The organism is Paenibacillus allorhizosphaerae (assembly GCF_042659105.1).
In the GTDB taxonomy this organism is placed as follows: domain Bacteria; phylum Bacillota; class Bacilli; order Paenibacillales; family NBRC-103111; genus Paenibacillus_G; species Paenibacillus_G allorhizosphaerae.
This window is the reverse complement of the sequence record NZ_JBHSRV010000003.1, coordinates 640,346-663,850: the sequence shown is the minus strand read 5'-3', so window position 1 is coordinate 663,850 and position 23,505 is coordinate 640,346. Positions and strand designations below refer to the sequence as shown.

Sequence of the window (23,505 nt, the reverse complement as noted above, 5' to 3'; positions counted from 1 at the left end):
ATAGTTCAACATCAAAACGGCTGCCGCAGGGGCAGCCGTCAATGCGCTAAAGGGCAGATTTGTTCAACAAATGGTTGTGCAGTTTTACATGGACACTTACCATTAATTTCCTTATAATGAAAAATACTTAGTTATATTAGGAGTGAACTGAACGGTAAGTCCGCCAGACAAGCTGGCGGTATTTTTTTAAATGTTTACGTTTAGCCTACTTTAGAATCTAACGGCTCGATGCAAAGCGATGAAAAAAATACCAAATTAATGTAATAAAATCGGACTTATTGTTGAATAATACAACCTAAAAAAGGTGTGTATTATGCTCCAGCATTTTGTAACTCCCCCACCATTACCTGACGAAGATATACGTAGTATCATTTTCCGGTACCATAAAGAAAGTGGTTCACAAAATTTTATTAAAACCGCTAGAAAGATATTAGGGAAAGATACAGGGTTAAATGCTTTATTTACAACAAATATAGGCAAGTTCTTAAATGCAATACCCGGCAAAAATTCGTATGACTTCACTAACTTTATTTTTGACCATACGTATCTCCCGATTTTCAGGATATTTCTAAGCAGAGTTAAACAAAAATCAGTACTTGAAATGCTCTATGTGTGTAACGAGAGTAATTCACAGATACAAATTGGACAAACCTCAAATATTTCGACGGAAATTAACTATTGTCCACTTTGCTCAATCGAAGACTATTATACGAATGGAGTATGCTACATACATCGTATTCATCAAATAAAGGATTTGAATATGTGTTATAAACATAAGATTGATCTACTTTCAAAATGTACTAAATGTAATAAATCGTTTGCTAATAAAAAAGGGACAGAATTGCTGACTACTCCTCAATGTAATAACTGCGGAACTAAATTTGAAAAATATGCATTTCATGTGAAGGGAGATGAACTTAAATCAAACGTACTGCAGGATATAGAATTCTTGCTAGCGTATAAAGATGAAATAAACTGTGAAATAATGAAAGGGCTTAACTTCCACTATGCATTAGCTAATGATTTAGTATTGAAAAAAGGAGCGTTTAAAGAAAAAGAGTATATTGAATATTTGAATAGTCAATTTGAGGAAGAAAAACTTGCTTCAGTGAATATCTCGACATCGTCTAGTGTCAGAGCTTTTTCGCTAAATAGCTTAGGACTTAAACAATGGTCAGTAATTTTGCAAATACTTAATATGAGATTATTTGCTGGCAGCGCAGAAGCATTTTTAACAAGACCATTACCAATTATTGCATCCAATATCCCCTTGGTTGATGAAACGCCTATAGAATGTCATAATCCTAGTTGTCTAAGCTTGATAAACGGTTTTAAACGGACATATGATCCAAAAGCAAAGTCTTATGATCAAATTTACACTTGCCCTGTTTGCGGGATCATTTTTAGCTCGAAAAGAAGTAAAAGGTTTAATTCCGTAGTGATAATTCAGAAGCCTCTCATACAAAGAAACGGAGAGAAGCGAGTATTTTACCCGAAAAGAACAAGAGAATGGTTCGTCAGATTGGTACAGTTATACGATCAAAGTGGAATTTCAAAAAACAATGCGATCGAACTAGGCTGTTCCCTTGAGACATTTAAAAAGTATATCAAAATGTATCATCAAAATAATGAAGACTTAATTTGTTTTACTTCCCTCAGAATTAATACTGATTACATCAAATGTCGTTGTGAGGAGATAGAGAAACAAGTTATTGAAGTTAAAAAATCAAATCCGAATATTACAAGAAATCAGTTACTTGATGTTATAGGGAAGGCGCAGTATGACTTTCTTATAAAATATGATTATGAGTGGACAGAAGCTAACTTTCCCAAAAGAGTCTCAGGTTATCGCTTGCCACTAGCTGAATTTCAATAGTCATTCGAAAAAAACACATGTAACACATAGCCATATGGAAAATCCAGGGGACACTCTGATGATTATGTCATATAAGTCCGTAAGTCTTAAGCACAAACGAACAACGCCGCGGCTGGACCATTATCACATTGTCCTACACTATGGGAGTAATGAAATTATTGGTACACCGCAGGCGGTGACCTTTGGTGATCTCTGTTGTGTCGAAAGTTTAAGGGACTATTCGGTTATCTTTACTACTGCAAATTTCACTAACAACTTTTATTTTCCACATTTTTTGGGTTCAACTTAACGAATCTGCCCATCACATACAAACTTACCCCACGAAATTTTATATTTAAGGAAATCAAATAGGCCACGGAAATATTGACTTGTTACTAACGATCTTTATTTTCCTGAACCATCAACAGCCAGTCCGGTTCTATACGATCCGATGCGGACAACCTCTCGCCGCGTACAACACCGTAATTCAATGAAACGCGCCAAGCGGAAGTCCGGATTTTTACGAAACGCGTCCGGACAATTTACGATTGAGGCTTCGTTAACGATGCCGCTCATTTTTATCATTACGGTCAGCTTGCTGTTTGTTGCGCTGTTCTGGTACAACCAGGCATCGCTTTTGCAGGCGGCGGCATTATCTGCGGAGCGGACAGCCTTCGTATGGGACAACAGCGGCAAAGATTTGCAAACCGGAGAAGTAAACGCCGGTTCCAACGATGGTCTGTACTGGCGGCTGACGAACGACAACTTGTCCAATCTATTCAGCTTCCTGCTCCCGACGGGTGCGGTGAAAGTAACGCTTCCGCTAAGCGGCTCGGCACCGGCCGGATCTGCGCCTGCGGATAAGCTGGCAAAAAGCGCCGCTGTATTTCCGCAAACATGGCGAGGCGAACTGCTCTACGAAAACATGGGACTGCTGCGCAAAATCGGCGTCGATCTGGAGAAGACTTTCACTTCGCCGGCGTATGTTGCCCGGATATGGAGCAAAACGTCGGTTGACGCGGATGCGCACGCTTATGTGACGGATCCGATGGAGACGATACGATTGACCGATTTGTCGCGTACGTTCATCGCCGAGATCAAGGGCCGCATTAAGCCGCGAGAGGCGTTGCAGTCGCTGGTCGAACCGAAAACCGCCGTAAAAGAGCCGGTAAAGATTACAAACCATGAGGAGGCTGCCAAATATTTGCGTACGCTTGTCGGCGGAACGAAGGAAAAAGTGCAGGTGAACCCGGATACGAAACGGGAGATCGACGCGCTCGACGTCAGAGGGATTGCGCATCAAGCGTATTATACGTTTAACGAGAAAAATTTACGCGAAGTCCAAATGTCTAAGGACGTGGAGCTGCTGAAGCAGGGGACGCAGGTTCATGGAGTGGTCTGGCATTTCTTCAAGCTGTCCAAGCAGGATAAAGTGAAACTGAGTCAGGGGCTGAAACAGGAGCTTGAGCGAAATGGAATTGTATTCATATTGCATGAATAAATTTGACGGGATGGAGGGGAGTTATTGCGGCGGTGGAAGCAGTGGGGGTCGGACCAGCAAGGAGCGGTCTCGATCTACTTGTTATTGATCTTGGTTCCGATCTTTATTGCCTGCGGTTTGTTGATCGATATCGTGCGATGGAAAAACGCGGAGAGGGAAACGGAAAACGCGGTAAAGGCGGGGGTACGATCGACGTTATCCTCGTACTCCAGTCCTTTGCAAGCATACGGTTTGTATGGGCTCGTACGGGATGCGGATGACCAAACGGAGCTGTTCGAGCGTGCGGTAGACGGCAATTTATCCGGCGACAGCGAAGAAGCGGGGAATTTTCGGCTGATCGACACTAAGCTGGAAGAAGGTACAGCCCGTTTAATTCCGATGTACTCCCTCGCGAACCACGAAGTGCTAAAACGGCAAATATTGGAGGAAATGAAATACCGCGCGCCGATCTTGTACGGCCTTGAGATTCGGGATAAATTTCAGAAGAACGGTTTGTCGCAGCAAATAAGCGGGGCTTCCCGCTTCGCCGAAAAAGCGGAGAAGGTGGAGAAGCTTCTCGAGGAACGGGACGAGAAGATGTCCGAAGCGTGGAAGGATTTTAATGCCCTCAAAGAAAAGGCAGTGAATCTGCACCCGTTCTATTTGACCAATCTGCGCGAATTGAATGAGCTTAGCGGACGAATCGGCATCCACACGGTTGAAGAAGTGCGATCCACGCTGCAAAACGCGCACAAACAGCTTCAATCGCTTAGAGATTCCATTCGCGGGATCGATATGTCCATCGCTTCGCTCGCTCAAGCGGGACCTGGTGCGGCTCAAGCTATCGCTGGACTGATTCAATCGCGCAATGCGCTGCAGACTCAGGCGGATGCGGCAGCGCAGATCGTAAGCGAATATGAGGGGCTGCTGCGGGATTTACTGCGCTATGCCGAGCTGCTGGCCTTGCTGAAGCTGAAATCCGAGGCGGATTATGCCGCTTTATCTTCGCTGAAGTCGTCGTTCCAGGAATCGATCAAGAAGGCAAAAAAAGCGAATGACGATCTGAATGAGGAACTCGGGCGGACGACAGGGACGCCGGGCGGCGGCTCGGAGGCGGAATCGGTATTCGCAAGCGTCAAGCTGATCGATCGTCAGGAGCTGGACGAGCTGGATAGCGGCGTTGGCGGAACGGTATCGCTTTTTGCGAGCGTTCGTGCCCAAATACAAGACGGGCTGCTGTTTACGTCGCAAAAGTATTCGTCTACCGTGACCGCATTGGACGGCTTCCTGCAGCAAACGCAGCAACTGTATGCGAAGTACAGTCCGATGCAGACGGAGCGTGAACAAAAAAGAAGCGCTGTCAATGCGGAGAAAAGAGAGCAGCGAAAGAAGGCGCAGCCCGTTCTGGATCAAGTCCGTCAAGGGCTCGGCAGCTGCAGCCTCGTTTCCGGGGCAGATCCTTTTGAAGCGATGTATAACAAGCTGCAGGGTGATCCCGCGGTTGCCGGCAGCCAAGGATATTACCAGACGTACCTTAAACGAAATGACAAGGCCGAAAGCGCACAGCCGGTTCCCGATATCGACTTGAAGGGAGCGGATTCAGCTGGATTAAGCGCGATGAAACTTTTTTCCGTTCTTGGCGATCTTGCGATTGATGTACGGGATGAATTTTATGTCGATGAGTTTGCGGTCAGCAAATTCAGTTACCGTACCTTGGGGCTAGAGATGGACGCTTCCGGGGCGGTCAAAGGATCGAAGGAGCTCTCGAAGCCGGATACACATCCCCTGACGAACCAAGAAGTGGAATTTTTGCTGTACGGCTCACACTCGTGCGCCGGTAATTACTCCATGGCCTATGCGGAAATGTTCGCACTTCGATTGGCGGTAAGCGTGACCGAAGAGCTGCTTAAGCCTTCCAAAGGAATGCTTGCGGCGGGTTCGCCGATGCTCGTACTGCTCGCGGCCGTTGCCGAGGGGGCCGTACATGCGATGCAAGACATGACCAAGCTGATCCAAGGAGAGCAGGTTCCGCTGTCTCGCAGCTTCGGAAGCATGCTGACGATGGGGTATAAAGACTATTTGCGGTTATTTCTACTGCTGCACAGCCGCGAACCGGTGCTATTGTCGAGGATGCAAGCGCTGCTGCAATTAAATACCGGCACCGATTTAAGTTCAGCTCCGACATACATTGCAGGGACGGCTACCGCTTCGTTTCGTTTGTGGTTTATGCCCGGTGTATTAAGAGCAATAGGGAAAAACGGATTTGCAGGCTGCGAAGGGAGCGGCAACCGATGTCTGATCACCAGAACGGCACATCTGAATTATTAGGAGTACGGCTTAAACCAAAAACAACAAGAGCCGTCGGAATGTTCCGAACGGCACTTGCTGATATGGTATAACGGATGCTTAAGCTTGCTCGGAAGCAACCCAAATTTTTTCCGTGACGAGCTTTTCGATAAGTTTGGCAGCATCTGCTTTTGCTTCTTCAACCGTCAATGCATTAATTCCGTTCGCTGCAGCGTTGTCGATATCTTCGTTCACTAATTGTTGCAGTTGGATCGACAGGTCAGCCGAATCCATTCCGGTGGCTTCGGCGAGGTTACTGCCGAGCTCCAATTGGACCAGCACGTCGGTCAATGTCAGATCGGATGCGTCTACCGCATCTTCAATAATAGTGGAAAACCGTTTCGCAACAACATTTTGAAGTTCCACTGCGTTATCTTCGCTTGCAGCATACCCGCTGCTTTTGAGAACATCGTCGATCTTCGCTGTCAAGTTGTTCTCTACTTTGGATACAACGTCATTATTAGCTACATAGCCGGAAGTGGAGAGGGCTTCCACCAACTTCGCTTGTCCCTCTTTTTGCAATTGTGCGATTTGATCCTCCGACAACAAGGTGTGAGTAGCCTCAATAATATATTGGCTAAAAGTTGGAAGCATAGAATTCATCAGTGCATTTGCAGACATATTGGCAGCTTCGACGATCGATAGTCCGCTGCTCAGGTCTTTCTGCACGCTTGCAAAGTCTTTCCCGGATATGGCTGAGATTTCGGAAGCAGCCGACTGAAGGCGTTTCTGAACAAGCAGATCAACTACGCCAACTTGTTGCTGGCTGACAGTGGTTTGTACTGCCGTCGTTTCTTCAGCTGCCAAAGCCGCTGGAATGGCCCCGCCGAACAGCAAGGTACAAGCCAGGCCGCCAGAAATCATTTTCTTTTGCAAAGAACTGTTTTTGAAAAGCTTTTTTGTTTTGTTCATTTTTTTTCTCTCCCTTTGTCTCTATAAAACAATTCGTATACGAAATGTTACTGTACGAAATATACCACATCTCAGTCGATTTGTTAATCATTTGTAATTGGAAATCATGAACATTCTTTGAACATAATTCACAAATCGGTAGTCCGATACGAAAAGAGGTCAAAAATGACGCGAAGTAAAATAACAGCATACGCGCGAATGCGAAGGCTGAGGCCGATCTTTGGCATTATAAAAGGGCAGCAAGGCAGCATTGTCGTTGAAACTGCGTTCACGCTTCCTTTTTTCGCTGCGTTTCTTATGGTGCTGCTCGGGTTTATCCGCATGGCTCAGGCTGACATGGCTCTGCAATCGGCTGTTTCGGAAACGGCGAAAGTCGTTGCGGCCAACATGTATCCCGTCGAGCAAATATACCGGGTGGGACAGTCGCAATGGGCATCGAGCGCCCCGAGCGCATGGCTCGGCAATGTGATTACGATGACGGAAGCGGCGAGGCAAAAGGTGCTGGATGCCGAAACGTTTGCTGACGATTACGAGCGCTGGATCCCCGATCCGCTGCTGCAGCTTGTTCGTCTGGAGAAAGAGCGCCGCGAGCAGTTGGAAGCATGGGGCGGCTCGGTCAGCGAGGATGCAAAGAAAAAGTTGAACGAACAGCTGGCAAAAGCGGCGACGCCTCTCGTAGCTTCCCTTTCCGGCATTCCTAAGCTGGACAAGGATCGGTTCCGAGTGACGGAAATCGGCTTTCCCAGTTTCGATGACAAAAATGAGGCATTTCTTTCCATCGAGGCTGAATACGAGTACAAGTTCGCCGTTCCGTTTTTTCATAAAACCGTCATTTTGAAAAAGAAAGCTGTAGAGCGCGCATGGATCGGAGGAGTCGGATGATCGCATATTGGCTTGCAGCAGCATTGCTGCTCATTGCATTCGTAACCGATACAAGAAGGCAAAAAATACCGAATCTTCTCAATCTGACCGGAGTCGTCGCAGGATTGGCGCTGCATACGATAACGAACGGCTGGGAAGGGTTTGTTTTCGCCGCTGTCGGCCTAATCTGCGGGCTGCTGCCTATGTTGGCGCTATATGCCATCGGTGCAGTCGGAGCGGGCGACGTCAAATTTTTTGCGGCGCTTGGCGCAATAACCGGGGCCGGCTTCTCGATATACGCCATGACGGCATCCCTACTGCTCGCGGGAGCAGGAGGTCTTGCTTTTTTGCTGTGTCGTACGGAAGGACTGCTGCGCTTGAAAGCCGTTGCCCTCAGGCTGCTGCAGCTGTTTGTTTTTCGTGACACTACTGCATTGAGAACGGCACTGGCCAAGTCGGAATCGCAACTTCGGTTTCCATTTATGTGGGCCGTGCTGCCCGGTACAGCTTGCGCGTTCATGCAGTTATACGCCCAATAAGTCCAATAGATTAGGGAGGGGATCGCCGATGGCACAACCGATTTATGACTTGACAGTAGATTATGTGAACCATCACGGACATTTTATGGTGTTGTCCTCTATCCGAGGTTTAACACAAGAGGAGCTTTCCGATTTTCAATTGCATATGATGGCCGCCAATCGAATCCCACACTTGCTTGAACTTCAGCTCGAGGCGAGAGAAGGCAATATTCAGCTGTATTATCAGATCACCGGAAAAAGGATGCTTGCCCATTTTCTGCGAATGGAGAAACTCACGATGCATCAGTATTTTTCGCTGCTGCACCGGATTGTGGAAGTGCTGTGCGACAGTAAAGTGTACATGCTGCTGCCGGGCAGGTACATTTTGAAAGAGGATTTTATTTATTGCGGTAACGGTCTGGAAGATGTGTATTTGACATATGTACCAAAGGAACATTTGGAAGGAAAAGAACCGCTGGCATCAGATTTGCAGCAGCTCGCTTCAAAGTGGATACACCGTGTAACTGAGCTGAACGGCAACGGCTATCAAGAATTGATGAACTGTTTGTATGAGGATAATTTTAATTTGCCGGAGCTGAAGCAGCTGCTTCTCAAACATATGCGGCACACAGCGACGGTTTTGTCGCAAACCGCGGCACATCCGTCATACCCGAATCATAGTGAGGAACTGCATGAATGGAGTACCCATGGAATCGAACAGGCGGCCACTGTACCTGAGAAACGGCTGGTTGACCGGCGCATCGTTACACCCGAACGAAGCGCAGTGGCGGATCTGCTGCGGATCGAGACCGGTTTTTCGTCGTCGGACACGCCAGGAGCCTCGATGGTTTCGGAAACTTTGCCGAATATGATAGACAGCACAGTGAAAGAAAGCCGCAGAAAGCATTTACTTATTGTGCTTATGGCCGTGCTGATTCTATGTTTCATCTGGAAACTGTATGCGGAATCCATGGAAAGATACATGCTATACGGATGCGCAGGCGCGTCTTCAATAGTAGGCGTTGCGGCTGTGCTGCTGCTGCGCAATATTCGCCTGAAACGGCCAAATGAGCTTTCGGATGAACCGGAATTTGGCGTTCACGAACAGGGAGACAGCCGTTTTTTTAACGAGATCGGGTTAAGCGACTCCGCGCCAGACCCAGCTCCTTTATCTCGGGTTGAACCAGTGATGGATATGAATACTACATTGCTTCAGCGCGCGGATGCTACCGTTTTTTTAGGCCGTTCCGCTGATCCGTCCATGGGTGTGGCTTCCATGCCTTATTTGGAATACAGAAAAAAGGGGGTTTGCGAGAAAGTGCTGCTGGACAAAAACAGCTTTGTCATCGGAAGAGCGGGAGAAGGCGCGGATTGGGTGCAGGAGGAAGTTGGCGTGTCCCGGTTACACGCGGAAATCGTGAAAGAGGAAGCCGGTTACGGCATTAAGGATCTCGGCTCGAGAAACGGCACTACGTTAAACGGCGAAATATTGGTGCCTTACCGGGTGCATCCTTTGAAGGAAGGTGATATAGTAAAGATCGTAACGACCGAGCTGATATTTAAAATGGGGTTATAATTGTTGAAAAGAACGATCGCCGTGCATTGGCAATATGGGACGGATACGCACTCAGGCTGGTTCCGTACGATAAATGAAGACCGTTCGCTGCTTCGATTGGGTACGAACGAAGGCGGCGACCCTTACGCAGTGGTGGCGCTGGCTGACGGAATCGGGGGCAGCGGGGACGGGGGGCTCGCGAGCGAACTTGCGATTGGGCTTGTCAGGGAATGGCTTGAGCTGACGCTGCCCGGTCTCATAGCAGGCGCTCGTCGTTTGGAGGCATTGGAGAACAGCGCCGCGGCATTATTCCAGACGATTCATTGCAAGCTGAAGGAACGGAGCGGTGAGCTCACCCAACATCTGGGGACTACGCTTACAGTGCTTGTGCTTGTGGAGTCCGTGTACACGATCATCCATATCGGAGATTGCCGAGTTTACCGTTTTGCAGCTCGTACAAACCGGTTGAAGCGGCTTACGAGCGATCATACTTGGGTCAACGAGCAAGTGCGCAAAGGGCTGCTGTCAAGGAAAAAAGCGAGATTGCATCCCAAACGGCACATATTGCTGCAATCGCTCGGAATGCGCGGCGAGCCGAAGTTATATATCCATTCCGGTTACTATGCTCCCGGAACGTTGTTCATGCTCACTAGCGACGGGTTTCACGATTGTTTCTCCGATGAAGCCATCGCGCTATTGTTACAGCGAGCTGCTTCTAATGGCGAAGAACCGCAACGGATTTGCGAGACGCTCATGTCCAGAGCGATGGACCGCCGTCCGGACGACAACATCAGCTTGCTGCTGCTCAAACCGTTAGGCCGCGGCAAGCCGTTCAGCCAGGAGCTCCCGCTGCGCATTCGATTGCTTTGGCACAGATGGCATATGCGGGCAAATGCTTTTGCAGTGAAATATAAGCTGTAGATTGGATCTGGAGCGCTGCTTCGGATCTTTTTTGCACTAAATGAGGACAACATAATAAGAAGAGGATCAAGGCTATGACCAAGATCCTCTTCTTTTTTTACTTTGACGAATTGTTCAGAATCGAGACGACGTCACGGCGGATATTATCGATATGTTCCTCCATGAACGCCGCTGCTTTCGCTTCATTGCGCTGCTGAAGCGCCTCCAATATGCGAACCCTCTCGAATTGGGACCGGGATACGACCTCTTTGTTTTTGTTGGCCATATGGCGGATGACCCGGATCTGAACGCCAAGCGACTCTAGCATGCGCACCAACGTCTTGTTTCTGGAAAACAAGGCAAGCTTTTCGTGAAATGACGTATCGAGCTCGGAATAAGCGAGCAGGTCACCCGATTCTTGCGCCGCAGCGATTTTATTGACGATGGCCGTAATTTCGTTCAATTCATCCTCCGACATATTTCGAACAGCCATACATATGGCCAGTACTTCGAGCGTCTTTCTTACTTCGTATATATCGTTAACTTCCTGTGGTGTAAATTTCCGAACAAAACTCCCTTTAAAAGGAATTTCCAAAATAAGCCCGTCATGAACAAGGCGATTGATCGCTTCGCGAAGCGGGGTGCGGCTGATCCCGAAATTATCCGCAAGTTCCTTCTCGTCGAGATGTTCTCCTGCTTCAAATTCGCCGGATACGATCGCTTGAAGCAACTGATCGTAGACATCGTGCCGTAACGCTTTTCTACCCAATTTTTTAAGCATACCTTGTCACCTCATGGTTTTACTATATCACCGTTTTACAGCATCTGCCACTCACAATTATGAGGTCATAGCGGGAGATTCATCATGTATATACGTTAAAAAAACAATTTCATAAAAGTGGAATTTATATATTGACGACCAACGAAGTTGAAAATATAATTAAATTATCAGTCAATTATACAATATACATTATACAATTACCAATTCCAAAATGGTATTTTATGGAATTTTTAAAAGCATGATTCGCATGCGAAGTATCAAGTATCAAATATCAACTAATGACATCACGCTTGGACTTCAATGTGAAAGCGATATCATTATATTTGGAGGGTTGGGAAATGCCGGATTTTAATGGTTTAGGGATGGGACTCGGAAACTTATCAAAGGTTTCCAACGCGGAGACAAGATCCATCAGTGCGGAAAATTTCACCGGAGAGAAAGGCAAAGGCGGAATGGCGACAGACGGGACGGGAGCCCATGCAGCTCGGGGACTCGGGCAAGGCTGGAAAGTCTCTCCCTCCGTAGTAATTCCCGGCAAGACCACGTTTACATTGGCCGACATAGAGGGACCGGGTGCAATTCAGCACATCTGGATGACCACTCATAAGAAAAACTGGCGAAAGCTTGTTTTCAGAGGGTACTGGGATGATGAGCAGGATGCCTCGATACAGGTTCCGTACGGTGATTTCTTTTCCAACGGATGGTGTGAGTATGCCCACGTCAATTCCATGCCGGTTGCCGCGAATCCGGAAGGAGGGTTTAACTGCTATTGGGAGATGCCGTTTCGCCGATCGGCGAAATTGACGCTGGAAAATCTGGGGGATGAGCCGGTCGTTCTGTATTTTCAAATCACGTATACTTTGACCGAAATTCCCGAGGATGCTGCGTATTTCCATGCTTATTGGAACAGAAACAACCCTTTGCCTTATAAAGAAGTTCATACGATTGCCGATCACATTAAAGGTCAAGGCCATTATGTAGGCACCTATATCGCATGGGGAGTTAATAATAACGGCTGGTGGGGCGAAGGCGAGATCAAGTTTTTTATGGACGGGGACCGGGAGTTTCCGACGATCTGCGGCACCGGGACGGAAGATTACTTCGGCGGAGCGTGGAACTTCGAGTATCCTAAAGGTGCAAACGGAAGATACAGCGAGTTTTCTACAGCATTTCTCGGATTGCCCCAGGTGATTCGTCCCGACGGGCTTTATCGCAGTCAGCAGCGGTTCGGCATGTATCGGTGGCATATCATGGATCCGATCAGGTTCAAGCAAGATTTGCGGGTTACGATTCAAGCGTTGGGCTGGCGCAATCATGAGCCGTCAGGGGGCCGCTATTTGCCTTTGCAGGATGATATCTCGTCGCTTGCCTATTGGTATCAAGTCGAACCGCATATGCCGCATCCGCCAATGCCGGAGGCCGATTTTCTTGAGGTGATTTGACTCGCGTTTTCACTTGATTGGATGAAGGGGGAACGGTTGCATATGTCCAAACGCATTTTATTAATCGGGACTTTCGATACGAAAGGCGAAGAATATGCTTTCGTGCGTCAACGGATTGAAAGCCGCGGCCACACCGTCGTTACGGTCAATATCGGTGTGATGGGGTCAGCGCGGTACGTCGAACCGGATTGGGACGCGGATGCCGTCGCCTCTGCAGCAGGCGCGTCGGTTCATGATTTGAGGGAGCGGCAGGATCGCGGCATGGCGATGACAGTGATGAGCCGGGGAGCATCGGCACTCATTCGGGATCTGTATGCGAAAGGGGAATTTCAAGGCATTCTCGGTATGGGCGGTACCGGAGGAACCTCCGTGATTGGCGCCGCTATGAGGGGATTGCCGATCGCCGTTCCGAAAGTGCTCGTATCGACGGCAGCAAGCGGGGATACGAGAGCGATTGTGGATACGAAAAATATTACGTTATTCCCGTCGGTTGTCGACGTAGCCGGCTTGAATCGGATCAGCCGCAGCATTTACGAGCAGGCGGCCGGAGCGATATGCGGCATGGTGGACATGGAGCCGGAATCGGCGCGGTCGGAGAGCGACAGACCGATCGTAGCCATTACGATGTTCGGCAATACGACGGAATGTGTTAACCGCTGCAGGGAGCAGTTGACACAAGCGGGGTACGAATGCCTTGTGTTTCACTGCACCGGCACCGGCGGCAGAACGATGGAGGATTTGGTCCGTGACGGCATGGTTGCCGCGCTGCTCGATATTACGACAACCGAATGGGCGGACGAATTATGCGGCGGCGTTTTCACGGCAGGACCTCACCGTCTGGAAGCGGCCGGAGAAGCCGGGATTCCCCATCTCATCGTTCCCGGCTGCATCGATATGGTGAATTTCGGAGGCGAAGAGACGGTGCCACTCCAATACCGGAGTCGAAAGTTGGTCGTATGGAACCCGTCCGTTACTTTAATGAGAACGAATGTGGAGGAAAACGCCAGGCTCGGTCAAATATTTGCCGAAAAAGCCAATGCAGCGAAGGGTCCTGTTCAAGTATTGCTGCCGCAAAAAGGAGTATCCATCCTGGATAGCGAGGGCAACGATTTTTGGTGGCCTGAGGCGGATCGAGCGATGTTTGCGGCACTCAAGTCCAACCTCCGGAAAGACATTCCGGTTGCAGAGATCGACGCCAACATCAACGATCCTGCATTCGCCGATGCGGCGGTGGAATTATTGCTTGAAATGATAAAAAGCAAAAGGTGCAGCATTAGCTCATAGGGAGGATGGATTACAAGTTATGCCAATATCCAGAAGCGAAATCATTAAGTCTCTCAAGCGCAAAATCGCCGCAGGCGAACCCGTTATCGGAGCGGGGGCAGGCACGGGCATTTCCGCAAAATGCGAGGAGAGCGGCGGGGCCGATCTGATCGTCATTTATAACTCCGGCAAATTCCGTATGGCTGGACGAGGCTCGTTAGCCGGATTGATGCCTTACGGCGATGCGAATGCCATCGTAATGGAAATGGCGGGAGAAGTGCTTACGATCGTGAAGCAGACGCCGGTGCTTGCCGGGGTGTGCGGGACCGATCCGTTTCGCAACATGGATCATTTTTTGCGCCAAATTCGCGATACCGGATTTGCCGGCGTGCAAAATTTCCCCACGGTCGGATTATGCGACGGGATGTTCCGGAAAAATCTGGAAGAGACCGGCATGAGCTATCAGCTGGAAGTCGAGATGATCCGAAAAGCCAGGGAGCTGGAGCTGTTGACCTCCCCTTATGTATTCAACCCGGACGAGGCGGAACGGATGGCGAAAGCGGGGGCTGACATTATTGTGGCTCATATGGGTTTGACGACCAAGGGAGCGATCGGTGCGAAGACCGCGCTTTCCTTGGAGGATACCCCTGCCAAAGTGCAGGAAATTGCGGTTGCGGCCAAGAAGGTCAACCCGGAAGTGATCGTGCTGTGCCATGGAGGTGAAATTTCAGAGCCGGAAGACGTGGAATACGTGCTTCGGCGTACAGCCGGAGTGGACGGCTTTTACGGAGCATCCAGTATGGAGCGGCTCCCGACGGAAAAGGCCATTACCGAACAAATACGTCGGTTTACGACAATCACCATGAAATGATTCGACTTATAAATTTAGATGATAGGAGTCAGGGAGAATGAACAACTTTGCTGCTGTTGTTACGAACAGCGAAATTCCCGTACACAAGGAAGATTGGGGAACACTGCAATGGCTCATCAGCGGGCGAGGGGGAACCAGCGAGACGATGACGATCGGCAGAGTAACGTTCAACCCGGGCAGAGGAAATCCCCAACATATGCATCCGAATTGTACGGAAGTGCTGCATGTCGTTTCCGGCGTTATTCGGCACACGCTGCCGGGCGGTGAAATGGTCGTCATGAATCCGGGCGACTCTATCGTTATACCGCAAGGCGTGTGGCATCATGCGGAAAATATGCAAGACACGGAAGCGGTCGTGATGGTCGTATTCGATTCGGCCTGGAGAGATACGATCGGCGAATCGGTCGAAATGGGGCAATCTTGAACCGGCTTGTAGCAAGCCCGTGCTGCAATCCGGATATGGAATTGGAGGAAGTCTTATCGCATTATTCCTCCATCGGGTTTAGGCAGTTCGAGATTTTTACCGGTTGGGTTCGATCGGCATTTGAAACTCGTCTTGCCCCCTCGCGCTATTTGGACATTTCCAGGCGGTTCGGGGTACGTTACTACTCCTTTCATTTGCCTGCCGTGACCGGTCTATCGAATGAATCGCTGCAGGACGCCGTTAGGGCGGCACAATTTGCGGCGAAGCTGGGAGTCAAAGTTGTTTTGTTCAAAGCGAAGAGTCAGGAGCTGTATATTCGAACCGCAAAAGCGTTTCTCGATGCGACGGAGCATCTTCCGGTTACGCCGGTTTTACAAAATCATGCGGGCAGCGCGATCTCGACGATCGAAGACTACCGGGAGGTGATCGAAGGAATCGGCGATGACCGGATGAAGACGCTGCTTGAGGTCGGACATTTTCATACGGCAGGCGTTTCCTGGCGGCAAGGCTGCGAGCTTCTGGGTGATTCCATCGCCCTTGTCCATATTAAAGACCAGATCGGCGGGCAATCGGTACCTTTCGGAAAAGGTGAAATTGATCTGACCGGCTTGCTTGAGCACATGCATCATGCCGGATATTCCGGAGCGTACGTCATCGAGATGGAAGTGAAGGATAAGGAAAACACACTGACCTATTTGGCTGATGCGTTCCAATATATCAACCGAATACAGGAGGCGCTGCCGAATGGACGAAATTAAAGTTTGCGTGATCGGGGCCGGCAGATTGTCTTCAAAGCGGATTTATCCATATCTCGGAACCGGGGGCGGCCAACTGGTCGGCGTCTGCGATAAGGATTTATCGAAAGCCGAGACGAACGCCGTACGATATGGCAGCCGGCCGTATTCGAAAGTTGACGAAATGCTGGAGATCGAAAAACCGGATGCGGTCATCGTTTGTATCGGGCCGGAACAACATTATGAAATGGCGATCAAGCTGATGAAACTCGGTTTTCCCGTGTATACGGAGAAGCCGTCCGCACCCGATGCCGCTATGGCGCTGGAGATGGCGCGAATCTCCCAAGAAACCGGGGTGCTGTGTACAACCGCTTTTAAAAAACGCTATAATGTAGCCTACAATCGCGCGAAGAAATGGCTGGCGTCGTTTGATTCCTCCAAACATTACGCGATTTCCGTCGATTATGCGTCGGCGCCCTACAGCAACGATTCGCCCAGATCTTTCTTTTTATTGGACTTTGCGATCCATATGATCGACCTTACTCCATACCTGTTCGGAGATATAAGCGAAGTGTTCAGCTTCAGCAAAGGTCCAAACGCTTATGCGGTTAGCGTCAAATTTGTAAGCGGTGCCATCGGCTCGCTGAGCTTCAATTGCGGAAGAACGTACGAGCTGCCTACGGAAGAAGTGGAAATTACGCTGGAGGGCGGAAACTTTATGAGCATCCATAACTCCTCCTGCTGGAAAATTGCCGAGGACGGCAAGGCCGTAGAGTGGCGGGAACCGCCGACCTTTATAAGCAGCGGAGACAGCGGGAATGAAACGGGGCATTTGGCGGAAATCGCCGACTTCCTTGAAGCGGTACGGTGCAAGAGATCAACAAGATCCAACATTTATGAAAGCTATAAAAGCATGGTTTTTTATGAAGCGATCAAAAGATCGGCGGAGAACGGCGAGGTTGTCAAGGTCATTTATGAGGAAAGCAAATAAATCGAACTGCGGGCGAAACCGTTTAAATCGGAGGCAAAAACCATATGGACAATTCCAAAGTCAAGTACAATTTCGAATACGACCGGAAATTGAAGATTTGTTTTATCGGCGCCGGAGGACATTCTTTCCGTAACGTTTACCCGACATTTCAATACGCCCCAGTAGATTTGGCAGCCATCTGCGATATCAACGGCGAACGTGCAGCGGCTTTCGCACGTCAATTCGGTGCGCGAAACCATTATACCGACCATCTAGAGATGCTCGAACGCGAGCGGCCGGATGCGGTATTTATCGTCACGTCTTACCATCCCGACGGCCGGGTGCAGGCAACGGATCTTGCCCTGGATGTGCTGAAGTTCGGAGCGCATGTCTGGATGGAAAAGCCGACGGCCGCCACCACCGATGAAGTGCGGCAGTTGATCGATGCCAGCAATGCCAACAACAAATACGTGATGACCGGGTTGAAAAAAATTTTTTTTCCCGCGATCGAGAAAGTGAATCAAATCATCTCTGCACCGGAGTTCGGACAGCCGTCTTCGATCTACATCCGTTATCCGCAGCATATGCCGCCGTTCGCCGAACGGTCCGATTTAACGAGAATCACAAGCCTGGTTGACCATATTTTTCACCCGGGCTCGATCATTCATTACTTGATGGGGAAAATCAGTCATTTATCGTATGAAAGAGAGCCGTTTAACGGCGGGACCGTTACAAATATGAGATTTGTTTCCGGAGCGATTGGAACCATGCATATGACCGCAGGACAATCGGGCGCAAGTCCGCTGGAGCGGTTGGAAGTGATTGGCAAGGGCGCGAACGTCGTTGTCGACAATGGAGTTAAGGTAACATATTACCGCAAAGCCAAACCTCCCGAATACGGAAGATCAAGGTCCTATATGGTGGATACCGAAAGCGCGCCGCTGCATTGGGAGCCGGAATTTTCGCTGGGTCAACTGTACAACAAAAATATTTTTTACCTCGGCTATGTGCCGGAAGTGCTGCATTTTTGCGAAAGCGTCCTTGGAGGCGAACCGCCGAGAAAAGGAACGTTGGAGGAGTCGCTTGAAATTCTCAAACTGCTCGAAGCTTACCGTAATACGCCGGAAGGTACAGTAGCCGTACTTAACTCGTAAGTGGCAGCCGCATACGGCCATTTTTCCTTCAGAAGAAGGAACCACCTTCAAATACAAATTGGGGGAATCAGGATGGTAATCAAAAAGCTTTGCACCAGCCTCGTTTGTGCGGCTGTAGTCATCTCGGCGTCCGGGTGCAGTAAAGGGGGCGATAGCGCATCCGAGCCAGGCAAGTCAAGCGCATCCCAGCAACCGGTTACATTGAAAATATTGCAGCACGGCGCGACAATATCTCAAGACGAAGTCAAGATGCTGTTAACGGACCCCGTGCAAAAGAAATATCCTCACATTACGCTTGAATTTTTCACGGCACCGACCGGCTACGGTTTGGAGCAAATGGTCGCTGCGGGAGATTTGCCGGATATGATTTACTCGGCGGACGTTCAACTGCCGTTTTTTCATAAGCTTGACGTCCCTTACGATCTTACGGAGCTGGTAAAGAAGTATAACGTCGATTTGGGCAAATTCGACCAACAAGCGATCGAAACGATCAAGATCAGGAGCAATCTCGGAAACGTACTGGCGGCACTGCCCTTTTCGTTAAACACCGGCGTACTGTACTATAACAAAAACATTTTTGACCGATTCGGCGTCCCTTACCCAAAAGACGGGATGACCTGGGAAGATGCGGTCGAGCTCGGGAAAAAAATCGGCAGAGTGGAAAATAATGTGACGTATTACGGTCTGGATAATCTCGAAATATCCCAGATGTCGCTCCCGGTCATCGACTATAAAACGAATAAGGCAACGTTCACTGCAGATGGCTTCAAACGATTTTTCACCATGTGGAAAGCGGTAAAGGAGATTCCTCCAGGCAATAAGGAGGTAGGGAAAGCGCGCGATAATTTTATGAAAAACAATACGCTTGCGATGCTGGCCGATTGGTTCTCGATCGTGACCCGCGCGATAGAAAACAAGGAGTTGAACTGGGACATTGCGTCTTACCCGGTATTTGCGGAAAGACCGGGAATCGGACTCCGAACAGAATCTCATATGCTTGTCATTACTTCGGCCAGCCAGCATAAGGAAGAAGCTTTCCAGGCGATCACGGCGATTCTTAGTGACGAAAATCAAGTGCGTGCGGCTAGAATGGGAAGGTTGTCTTCCTTGAACGATCCGAAATATAAACAATTGTTCGGAGCGGACGTTCCAGGATTGGCGGGTAAAAATATAAAAGGCGCCCTTTCGATAAAATCCGCCTCCATATTGCCTTCCAACAAATACACGGATATCGCCGGTGCCGAGATCGGAAACATCATGAGTGCCATTCTTCAGGGGAAAGATGTGAACACCGCGCTTCGCGAAGCGGAGGAACGTGCCAATCAAAAAATTGCGACGGAACTGGCGGCTAATAAGTAAACGATTACATGTGGATGTGCACAATCAAAAACTCGTCCCTGCCATTTTTGCAGGGGCGCGTTTTTGATTTAAGGCAAGCGGCGATAGATCTTCGCAGTTTTTGAATACTGCATCAGGCTGAACGCCGCAGGGGAACGATTATTTTTGGGCTTATTTAAGACGCTGGAAATACATTGAAGCGATACCATATGTATGAAATAATGAATCCGAGAAAAGCTGGACAGCTTTCCCGTATTTCCTTGAAATCCGAGTTCCTATTAAGAAGCAGGGAGGACTGATGATGAAGCGATCTCGGCTTGCCGGTTTGCTTGTTTTCGTATTGGTAGCGGTCATGTTATTAAGTACTCAAGCGTTCGCTGACAACGAAGAATCGGCGGGGTGGAACGAAAATCAGGTTACGGCTGAAGCGGCAGCGGACAATTTGCTTGAAAATCCCGGGTTTGAACAGGAGCCGACAAATGGAATAATTCCGGGATGGATTCCGGTCCGTGCGGGAGGAGCCGCTGTATCGGGCGATGTTTATAAAAGCGGCCGTTACAGTCTGAGAGTAGACGATCAGTCGGCTACGCTGAACGGTGGAGCATGGAGCGCCATCATTGCGGCACAGCCTGGGGAGCGGTTCCGGTCCGAGGCGTATATCCGGGTCGAACAAGGGACGGCTATCCTGTACATGGAGTTCGTTAACGCCGAAGGAAAGCATCACAGTTATGCCACATCATGGACCGGCGGTCCGACATCCGGACAGTGGGTACCGGCCATTGTGGAAGGAACGGTACCGGAAGGTGCTGCAGGCGTGCGGGTGCTGCCGTATTCGGGGGCGAAAACGACCTGCTTGTGCAATTTTGACGATATTAAGCTGATAAAAAAGGGAGAGAGTTTATTGAGACAAAAGTTTGGTCCGATTCAAACGATCCCTGACGCCGTGCTGAACAAGCTGGGGCAGTCGGCCGCCATCGGGACGGGGAAAGACGGTACGCCGGAATCTTATTTTTTTGCTAACGGCGCTCCGGGTACGTTCTATGCGCTGGATGCCGTGACGGGGGAAAGGCGTTTCTCCCAGCAGGTTACGGGAGCAAGCATCGTATGGGGGATGACATACTCGCCGAACGGTAACGTTTATTTTGCCAGTTCGGAAACCGGCCGGCTTTTCCGGTATTCTCCGAGTGAGCGGAACATAACGGATCTCGGGTTGAACCCTTCGGGCAGCTTTGTGTGGGATATTGATGCCACGCCTGACGGCCGTTATTTGTACGGTGCGGTATACCCGAAAGGCAAAATGTTCGAATATGATACAGAGACAAACCGGTTTCGGGATTTGGGAACGATGGTGCCGGGGAAAGAATATGTCCGCGGTCTCGGGGTAACCGACCGGTACATATACGCCGGTTTGGGTACATACGCTGGTGAGGAACCGCGGGTCGTGATCCGGTATGACCGGACGACCGGCGGGAAGACGGAGATCGTGATTCCGACCCAAAGCACATTCATATCCGACGTTCACGCATACGGCGGGAAACTGTTTGCAACGGCGGGATCTCTATACGTGCTGGACGAGGAAACGTTCCAGCCGCTCGATTCGTTCGGATTTGGCGGACAAATCTCGCCTCCTTCTCCAGACGAGACAAATCTCGTTTACTATACGAGCGGCAGCAAAATTTGCAGTTACCGTCTTGATTCGGGTGCCCGCCAAGAGGCCGGCATGCTGCCGTCCATGGCCACTACGGCGATGAAAACGCTAGGCTGGGTTCGCGCCGCTGCAGGAGAATTCGCCGGTAAAACCGTGCTTGCGGGAGTCACGTCTTACGGCGACAGTTTTCTGTTCGACCCCGTAAGCGGTAGATCGACTGCGGTGAATCTGGAAGTGCCCGGTTCGCCTGTTCAGACGCATTCGTTAAAATCAGGGCCGGACGGAATGCTGTATATCGGGGGCTATCACCAGGGCGTGAGTGTCTACGATCCGGACGAAAAACGCTTTAAAGTTCAACAATTCCATACGCTGCAGCCGGAAAGCGTCGGATTTTTGAACGGGAAAGTTTATTTCGGGATGTACGGAGGAGCGCAAATTTTCGAATACGATCCGGCGCGGCCTTGGCAGTACGGCACCGCGTCCGGCAACAATCCGTACCGTGCTTATGACATTCGGGAACAGGACCGGCCGTATGTATTCGCATCCGGCGACAATAAGCTGTTTATCGGTACGATCCCTGATTACGGGCACCTGGGAGGAAAGTTAACTATCTACGATGCGGGCTCAAATAAATGGAAAGAATACGAAAACTCCGAACTCGTCCATAACCAAAGCATAACCGGTTTGGCTTACAGTGACGGAAAGTTGTACGGAAGTACCACCATCAAGGGAGGATTGGGCATAACGCCGACGGAATCGGAAGCTAAGCTATTCGTATGGGATGTTGCAGGCGAGCGGAAATTGCTCGAGCGCAATCTGGAGCTTCCCGGACATAAGCCGCCGATGATCGGCAATCTTGCCATCGGACCGGACGGACTTGTATGGGGGGCGACTGGAAGCGCCGTCTTTGCGCTCGATCCGGTTACGCTGGGCGTTGTCAAAAGTCGTACGCTCTATTCTCCGAACTTGGACAATTCGGGCAGCTGGCGCCCTTTCGACCTGATTTTCGGCGATGACGGCTATATTTACTCGACGATCGGGGGAGCGATCACGGTCATTGATCCGGCTACGCTGGATTTCGATCAGTTGTCTCCGAAAGCGAACGTGATCGCGCTCGACAAAGATGGAAGCGTATATTACTCCTTGTCCGGCAAAGATATTTTCAAGGTCCCGGTTAAACTGCAGTCCGTCCAAATCGCCGTGTACGAACCCGTTCTTCCCTGGAACGGATCGACCGATCTTAGGCTGAAGGGGATGCTGGCGAACGGCAAGCCGGCAAAACTCGAGGCGGCAACCGTCCGGTATGTGTCGAGCAATCCGCAAGTCGTATCGGTTGACGTGTACGGTCATGAGATTGCACTTTCTCCGGGCCGGACAGATGTCCGTGCTGAAGTGACGCTGGACGGAACGACAGTTGCATCGGAGCCGGTATCGATACAAGTTATTGCAACGGTTCCGGCGATCGCAGGCCAACTATCGGAATACCGCTCAACGGGGCTTTTGGACGAACAGCTTTACCGCCAGTTGGATAACAGCTTGCGCCAGGCGAGTCATCACCGCGATAAGGGAGATCACGTTAAAGCGGAACAATTTATTCGAAAATTTGTCGATGACCTGAACGATACCCGTCTGAGCGATCCGGAATTCGAAGATGCCCGTCGTTTGCTGCAGACCGCTATTTCCGATCTGCGGCGACAATGGACTTCATAAGACGATGCATGCCCGACAATGATAAGGAATGCGATCCGGAAATGGGAATCCAGCGGGCAACCGAAAAGGCAGAAACTTAAGAACTATTGAACCGCATCACAGCTAAATTGTATAAAAACCGGGCAGCCCACGACAGGCTGCCCGGTTTTTATGACGTTCGTATCGATTGGCTGCATGTTTTGTTACGGCCGCATCGACCATTCATGATTTGGGATGCATAGGGGTATACAGGGATCAATCCGAGTGCAGCAGAAACGCAAAAAATTGTTGTATACTTGTGTATGATCATTCCATTCCGCTTTACTACAGAAGAGGAGAGGAGATTCGGAGTATGGCAAACCGAAGCTGCGCCGCGATCGTCAATGACGGCATGATTTTAATGGTAAGACAAACTTACAAGGATGAGACGTTCTGGACCTTCCCCGGCGGGAGAATAGAAGCCGGCGAATCACCGTCGCAATGTGCCATTCGGGAAACGAAGGAAGAGACGGAACTTGAAATCGAAATCACGGATCAAGTGTGCGAATATTTCAGTGCGAAAATAAATGGCACTTATTACTGCTATTTTGGAAAAATCATCGGCGGTACGGCACAACTGGGCAGCGATCCCGAACTAGGCGAGAGCGAACAGGAATTAGTTGACTTGCAATGGTTTCCTGTCAATGAAGTGGCCGATCATCCGGAAGTAAAGCGGGTATTGACTTTTCTCGAGACTGGATCGAAGTAATGCGAGGAGGAGCGAC

19 protein-coding genes are annotated in these 23,505 nt (G+C 49.6%); 17 read left to right on the top strand and 2 right to left on the bottom strand.

All coding sequences use genetic code 11. The features are described from left to right. The first annotated feature begins 313 nt into the window (after positions 1-313). From ACFQI7_RS16205 to ACFQI7_RS16195, 3 genes are all read left to right on the top strand, one after another. Positions 314-1,876 (top strand): TniQ family protein, encoded by a 1,563-nt coding sequence (locus tag ACFQI7_RS16205; protein ID WP_218097937.1) that lies wholly within the window; start codon positions 314-316, stop codon positions 1,874-1,876. A gap of 544 nt (positions 1,877-2,420) precedes the next feature. Continuing rightward, the gene (locus ACFQI7_RS16200) at positions 2,421-3,356 is read left to right on the top strand and encodes a hypothetical protein (RefSeq protein WP_230414710.1); all 936 of its coding nucleotides are present in this window, start codon (positions 2,421-2,423) and stop codon (positions 3,354-3,356) included. A 24-nt stretch (positions 3,357-3,380) separates the two neighbouring features. Continuing rightward, on the top strand, positions 3,381-5,663 hold the full coding sequence (locus ACFQI7_RS16195; protein WP_218097935.1) for a hypothetical protein: 2,283 nt from the start codon (positions 3,381-3,383) through the stop codon (positions 5,661-5,663). 78 nt (positions 5,664-5,741) lie between these two features. Here the strand turns inward: ACFQI7_RS16195 and ACFQI7_RS16190 are convergent, their stop codons facing one another. Further along, on the bottom strand, positions 5,742-6,593 hold the full coding sequence (locus ACFQI7_RS16190; RefSeq protein WP_218097934.1) for a hypothetical protein: 852 nt from the start codon (positions 6,591-6,593) through the stop codon (positions 5,742-5,744). A gap of 165 nt (positions 6,594-6,758) precedes the next feature. Between ACFQI7_RS16190 and ACFQI7_RS16185 the strand changes: the two genes are divergently transcribed. From ACFQI7_RS16185 to ACFQI7_RS16170, 4 genes are read left to right on the top strand one after another with little or no spacing between them, the layout of a single operon-like run. After that, on the top strand, positions 6,759-7,475 hold the full coding sequence (locus tag ACFQI7_RS16185; RefSeq protein WP_230414708.1) for a TadE/TadG family type IV pilus assembly protein: 717 nt from the start codon (positions 6,759-6,761) through the stop codon (positions 7,473-7,475). Continuing rightward, positions 7,472-7,993, top strand: coding sequence for an A24 family peptidase (locus ACFQI7_RS16180; RefSeq protein WP_218097933.1), 522 nt, complete (start codon positions 7,472-7,474; stop codon positions 7,991-7,993). The genes ACFQI7_RS16185 and ACFQI7_RS16180 overlap by 4 nt, the downstream gene beginning before the upstream one ends. Before the next feature lie 28 nt (positions 7,994-8,021). Continuing rightward, positions 8,022-9,548: a DUF6382 domain-containing protein gene (locus tag ACFQI7_RS16175; protein ID WP_218097932.1), complete on the top strand. Its 1,527-nt coding sequence runs from the start codon at positions 8,022-8,024 to the stop codon at positions 9,546-9,548. A gap of 3 nt (positions 9,549-9,551) precedes the next feature. Then, positions 9,552-10,448: a PP2C family protein-serine/threonine phosphatase gene (locus tag ACFQI7_RS16170; protein ID WP_218097931.1), complete on the top strand. Its 897-nt coding sequence runs from the start codon at positions 9,552-9,554 to the stop codon at positions 10,446-10,448. A gap of 97 nt (positions 10,449-10,545) precedes the next feature. Here ACFQI7_RS16170 and ACFQI7_RS16165 read toward each other — a convergent pair whose 3' ends face one another. Continuing rightward, complete coding sequence (locus ACFQI7_RS16165) at positions 10,546-11,208, bottom strand: GntR family transcriptional regulator (protein WP_218097930.1); 663 nt, start codon at positions 11,206-11,208, stop codon at positions 10,546-10,548. Positions 11,209-11,546: 338 nt separating this feature from the next. On the opposite strand from ACFQI7_RS16165, the gene ACFQI7_RS16160 reads away from it, so the two are divergent. From ACFQI7_RS16160 to ACFQI7_RS16115, 10 genes are all read left to right on the top strand, one after another. Continuing rightward, positions 11,547-12,650, top strand: coding sequence for a glycoside hydrolase family 172 protein (locus ACFQI7_RS16160; RefSeq protein ID WP_218097929.1), 1,104 nt, complete (start codon positions 11,547-11,549; stop codon positions 12,648-12,650). Positions 12,651-12,692: 42 nt separating this feature from the next. Beyond that, a complete protein-coding gene (locus ACFQI7_RS16155; RefSeq protein WP_218097928.1) occupies positions 12,693-13,934 on the top strand; it encodes a Tm-1-like ATP-binding domain-containing protein in 1,242 nt (413 codons plus the stop codon). Between the two features lie 19 nt (positions 13,935-13,953). Continuing rightward, on the top strand, positions 13,954-14,784 hold the full coding sequence (locus ACFQI7_RS16150) for a phosphoenolpyruvate hydrolase family protein (RefSeq protein WP_218097927.1): 831 nt from the start codon (positions 13,954-13,956) through the stop codon (positions 14,782-14,784). A gap of 37 nt (positions 14,785-14,821) precedes the next feature. Further along, a complete protein-coding gene (locus ACFQI7_RS16145) occupies positions 14,822-15,208 on the top strand; it encodes a cupin domain-containing protein (RefSeq protein ID WP_218097926.1) in 387 nt (128 codons plus the stop codon). After that, positions 15,205-15,966 (top strand): sugar phosphate isomerase/epimerase family protein, encoded by a 762-nt coding sequence (locus ACFQI7_RS16140; RefSeq protein ID WP_218097925.1) that lies wholly within the window; start codon positions 15,205-15,207, stop codon positions 15,964-15,966. Before ACFQI7_RS16145 ends, ACFQI7_RS16140 begins: the two co-directional genes overlap by 4 nt. Beyond that, positions 15,953-16,933 carry a Gfo/Idh/MocA family protein gene (locus tag ACFQI7_RS16135; RefSeq protein ID WP_218097924.1) on the top strand — a complete coding sequence of 327 codons (981 nt, stop codon included), beginning with the start codon at positions 15,953-15,955 and terminating at the stop codon, positions 16,931-16,933. The genes ACFQI7_RS16140 and ACFQI7_RS16135 overlap by 14 nt, the downstream gene beginning before the upstream one ends. Positions 16,934-16,977: 44 nt before the next feature. Further along, a complete protein-coding gene (locus ACFQI7_RS16130; protein ID WP_218097923.1) occupies positions 16,978-18,066 on the top strand; it encodes a Gfo/Idh/MocA family protein in 1,089 nt (362 codons plus the stop codon). Between the two features lie 72 nt (positions 18,067-18,138). Beyond that, a complete protein-coding gene (locus ACFQI7_RS16125) occupies positions 18,139-19,425 on the top strand; it encodes an extracellular solute-binding protein (protein WP_218097922.1) in 1,287 nt (428 codons plus the stop codon). Between the two features lie 277 nt (positions 19,426-19,702). After that, a complete protein-coding gene (locus ACFQI7_RS16120) occupies positions 19,703-22,762 on the top strand; it encodes an FIMAH domain-containing protein (protein WP_218097921.1) in 3,060 nt (1,019 codons plus the stop codon). Positions 22,763-23,093: 331 nt separating this feature from the next. Continuing rightward, a complete protein-coding gene (locus ACFQI7_RS16115; RefSeq protein ID WP_218097920.1) occupies positions 23,094-23,489 on the top strand; it encodes an NUDIX hydrolase in 396 nt (131 codons plus the stop codon). Positions 23,490-23,505 lie beyond the last annotated feature (16 nt).

Coding starts and splice junctions, on each gene's coding strand:
- ACFQI7_RS16185 (WP_230414708.1), top strand. CDS start 6,759: ATGACGCGAAGTAAAATAACAGCATACGCGCGAATGCGAAGGCTGAGG.
- ACFQI7_RS16155 (WP_218097928.1), top strand. CDS start 12,693: ATGTCCAAACGCATTTTATTAATCGGGACTTTCGATACGAAAGGCGAA.
- ACFQI7_RS16115 (WP_218097920.1), top strand. CDS start 23,094: ATGGCAAACCGAAGCTGCGCCGCGATCGTCAATGACGGCATGATTTTA.
- ACFQI7_RS16205 (WP_218097937.1), top strand. CDS start 314: ATGCTCCAGCATTTTGTAACTCCCCCACCATTACCTGACGAAGATATA.
- ACFQI7_RS16175 (WP_218097932.1), top strand. CDS start 8,022: ATGGCACAACCGATTTATGACTTGACAGTAGATTATGTGAACCATCAC.
- ACFQI7_RS16165 (WP_218097930.1), bottom strand. CDS start 11,208: ATGCTTAAAAAATTGGGTAGAAAAGCGTTACGGCACGATGTCTACGAT.
- ACFQI7_RS16125 (WP_218097922.1), top strand. CDS start 18,139: ATGGTAATCAAAAAGCTTTGCACCAGCCTCGTTTGTGCGGCTGTAGTC.
- ACFQI7_RS16180 (WP_218097933.1), top strand. CDS start 7,472: ATGATCGCATATTGGCTTGCAGCAGCATTGCTGCTCATTGCATTCGTA.
- ACFQI7_RS16150 (WP_218097927.1), top strand. CDS start 13,954: ATGCCAATATCCAGAAGCGAAATCATTAAGTCTCTCAAGCGCAAAATC.
- ACFQI7_RS16135 (WP_218097924.1), top strand. CDS start 15,953: ATGGACGAAATTAAAGTTTGCGTGATCGGGGCCGGCAGATTGTCTTCA.
- ACFQI7_RS16200 (WP_230414710.1), top strand. CDS start 2,421: ATGCCGCTCATTTTTATCATTACGGTCAGCTTGCTGTTTGTTGCGCTG.
- ACFQI7_RS16120 (WP_218097921.1), top strand. CDS start 19,703: ATGATGAAGCGATCTCGGCTTGCCGGTTTGCTTGTTTTCGTATTGGTA.
- ACFQI7_RS16130 (WP_218097923.1), top strand. CDS start 16,978: ATGGACAATTCCAAAGTCAAGTACAATTTCGAATACGACCGGAAATTG.
- ACFQI7_RS16190 (WP_218097934.1), bottom strand. CDS start 6,593: ATGAACAAAACAAAAAAGCTTTTCAAAAACAGTTCTTTGCAAAAGAAA.
- ACFQI7_RS16145 (WP_218097926.1), top strand. CDS start 14,822: ATGAACAACTTTGCTGCTGTTGTTACGAACAGCGAAATTCCCGTACAC.
- ACFQI7_RS16160 (WP_218097929.1), top strand. CDS start 11,547: ATGCCGGATTTTAATGGTTTAGGGATGGGACTCGGAAACTTATCAAAG.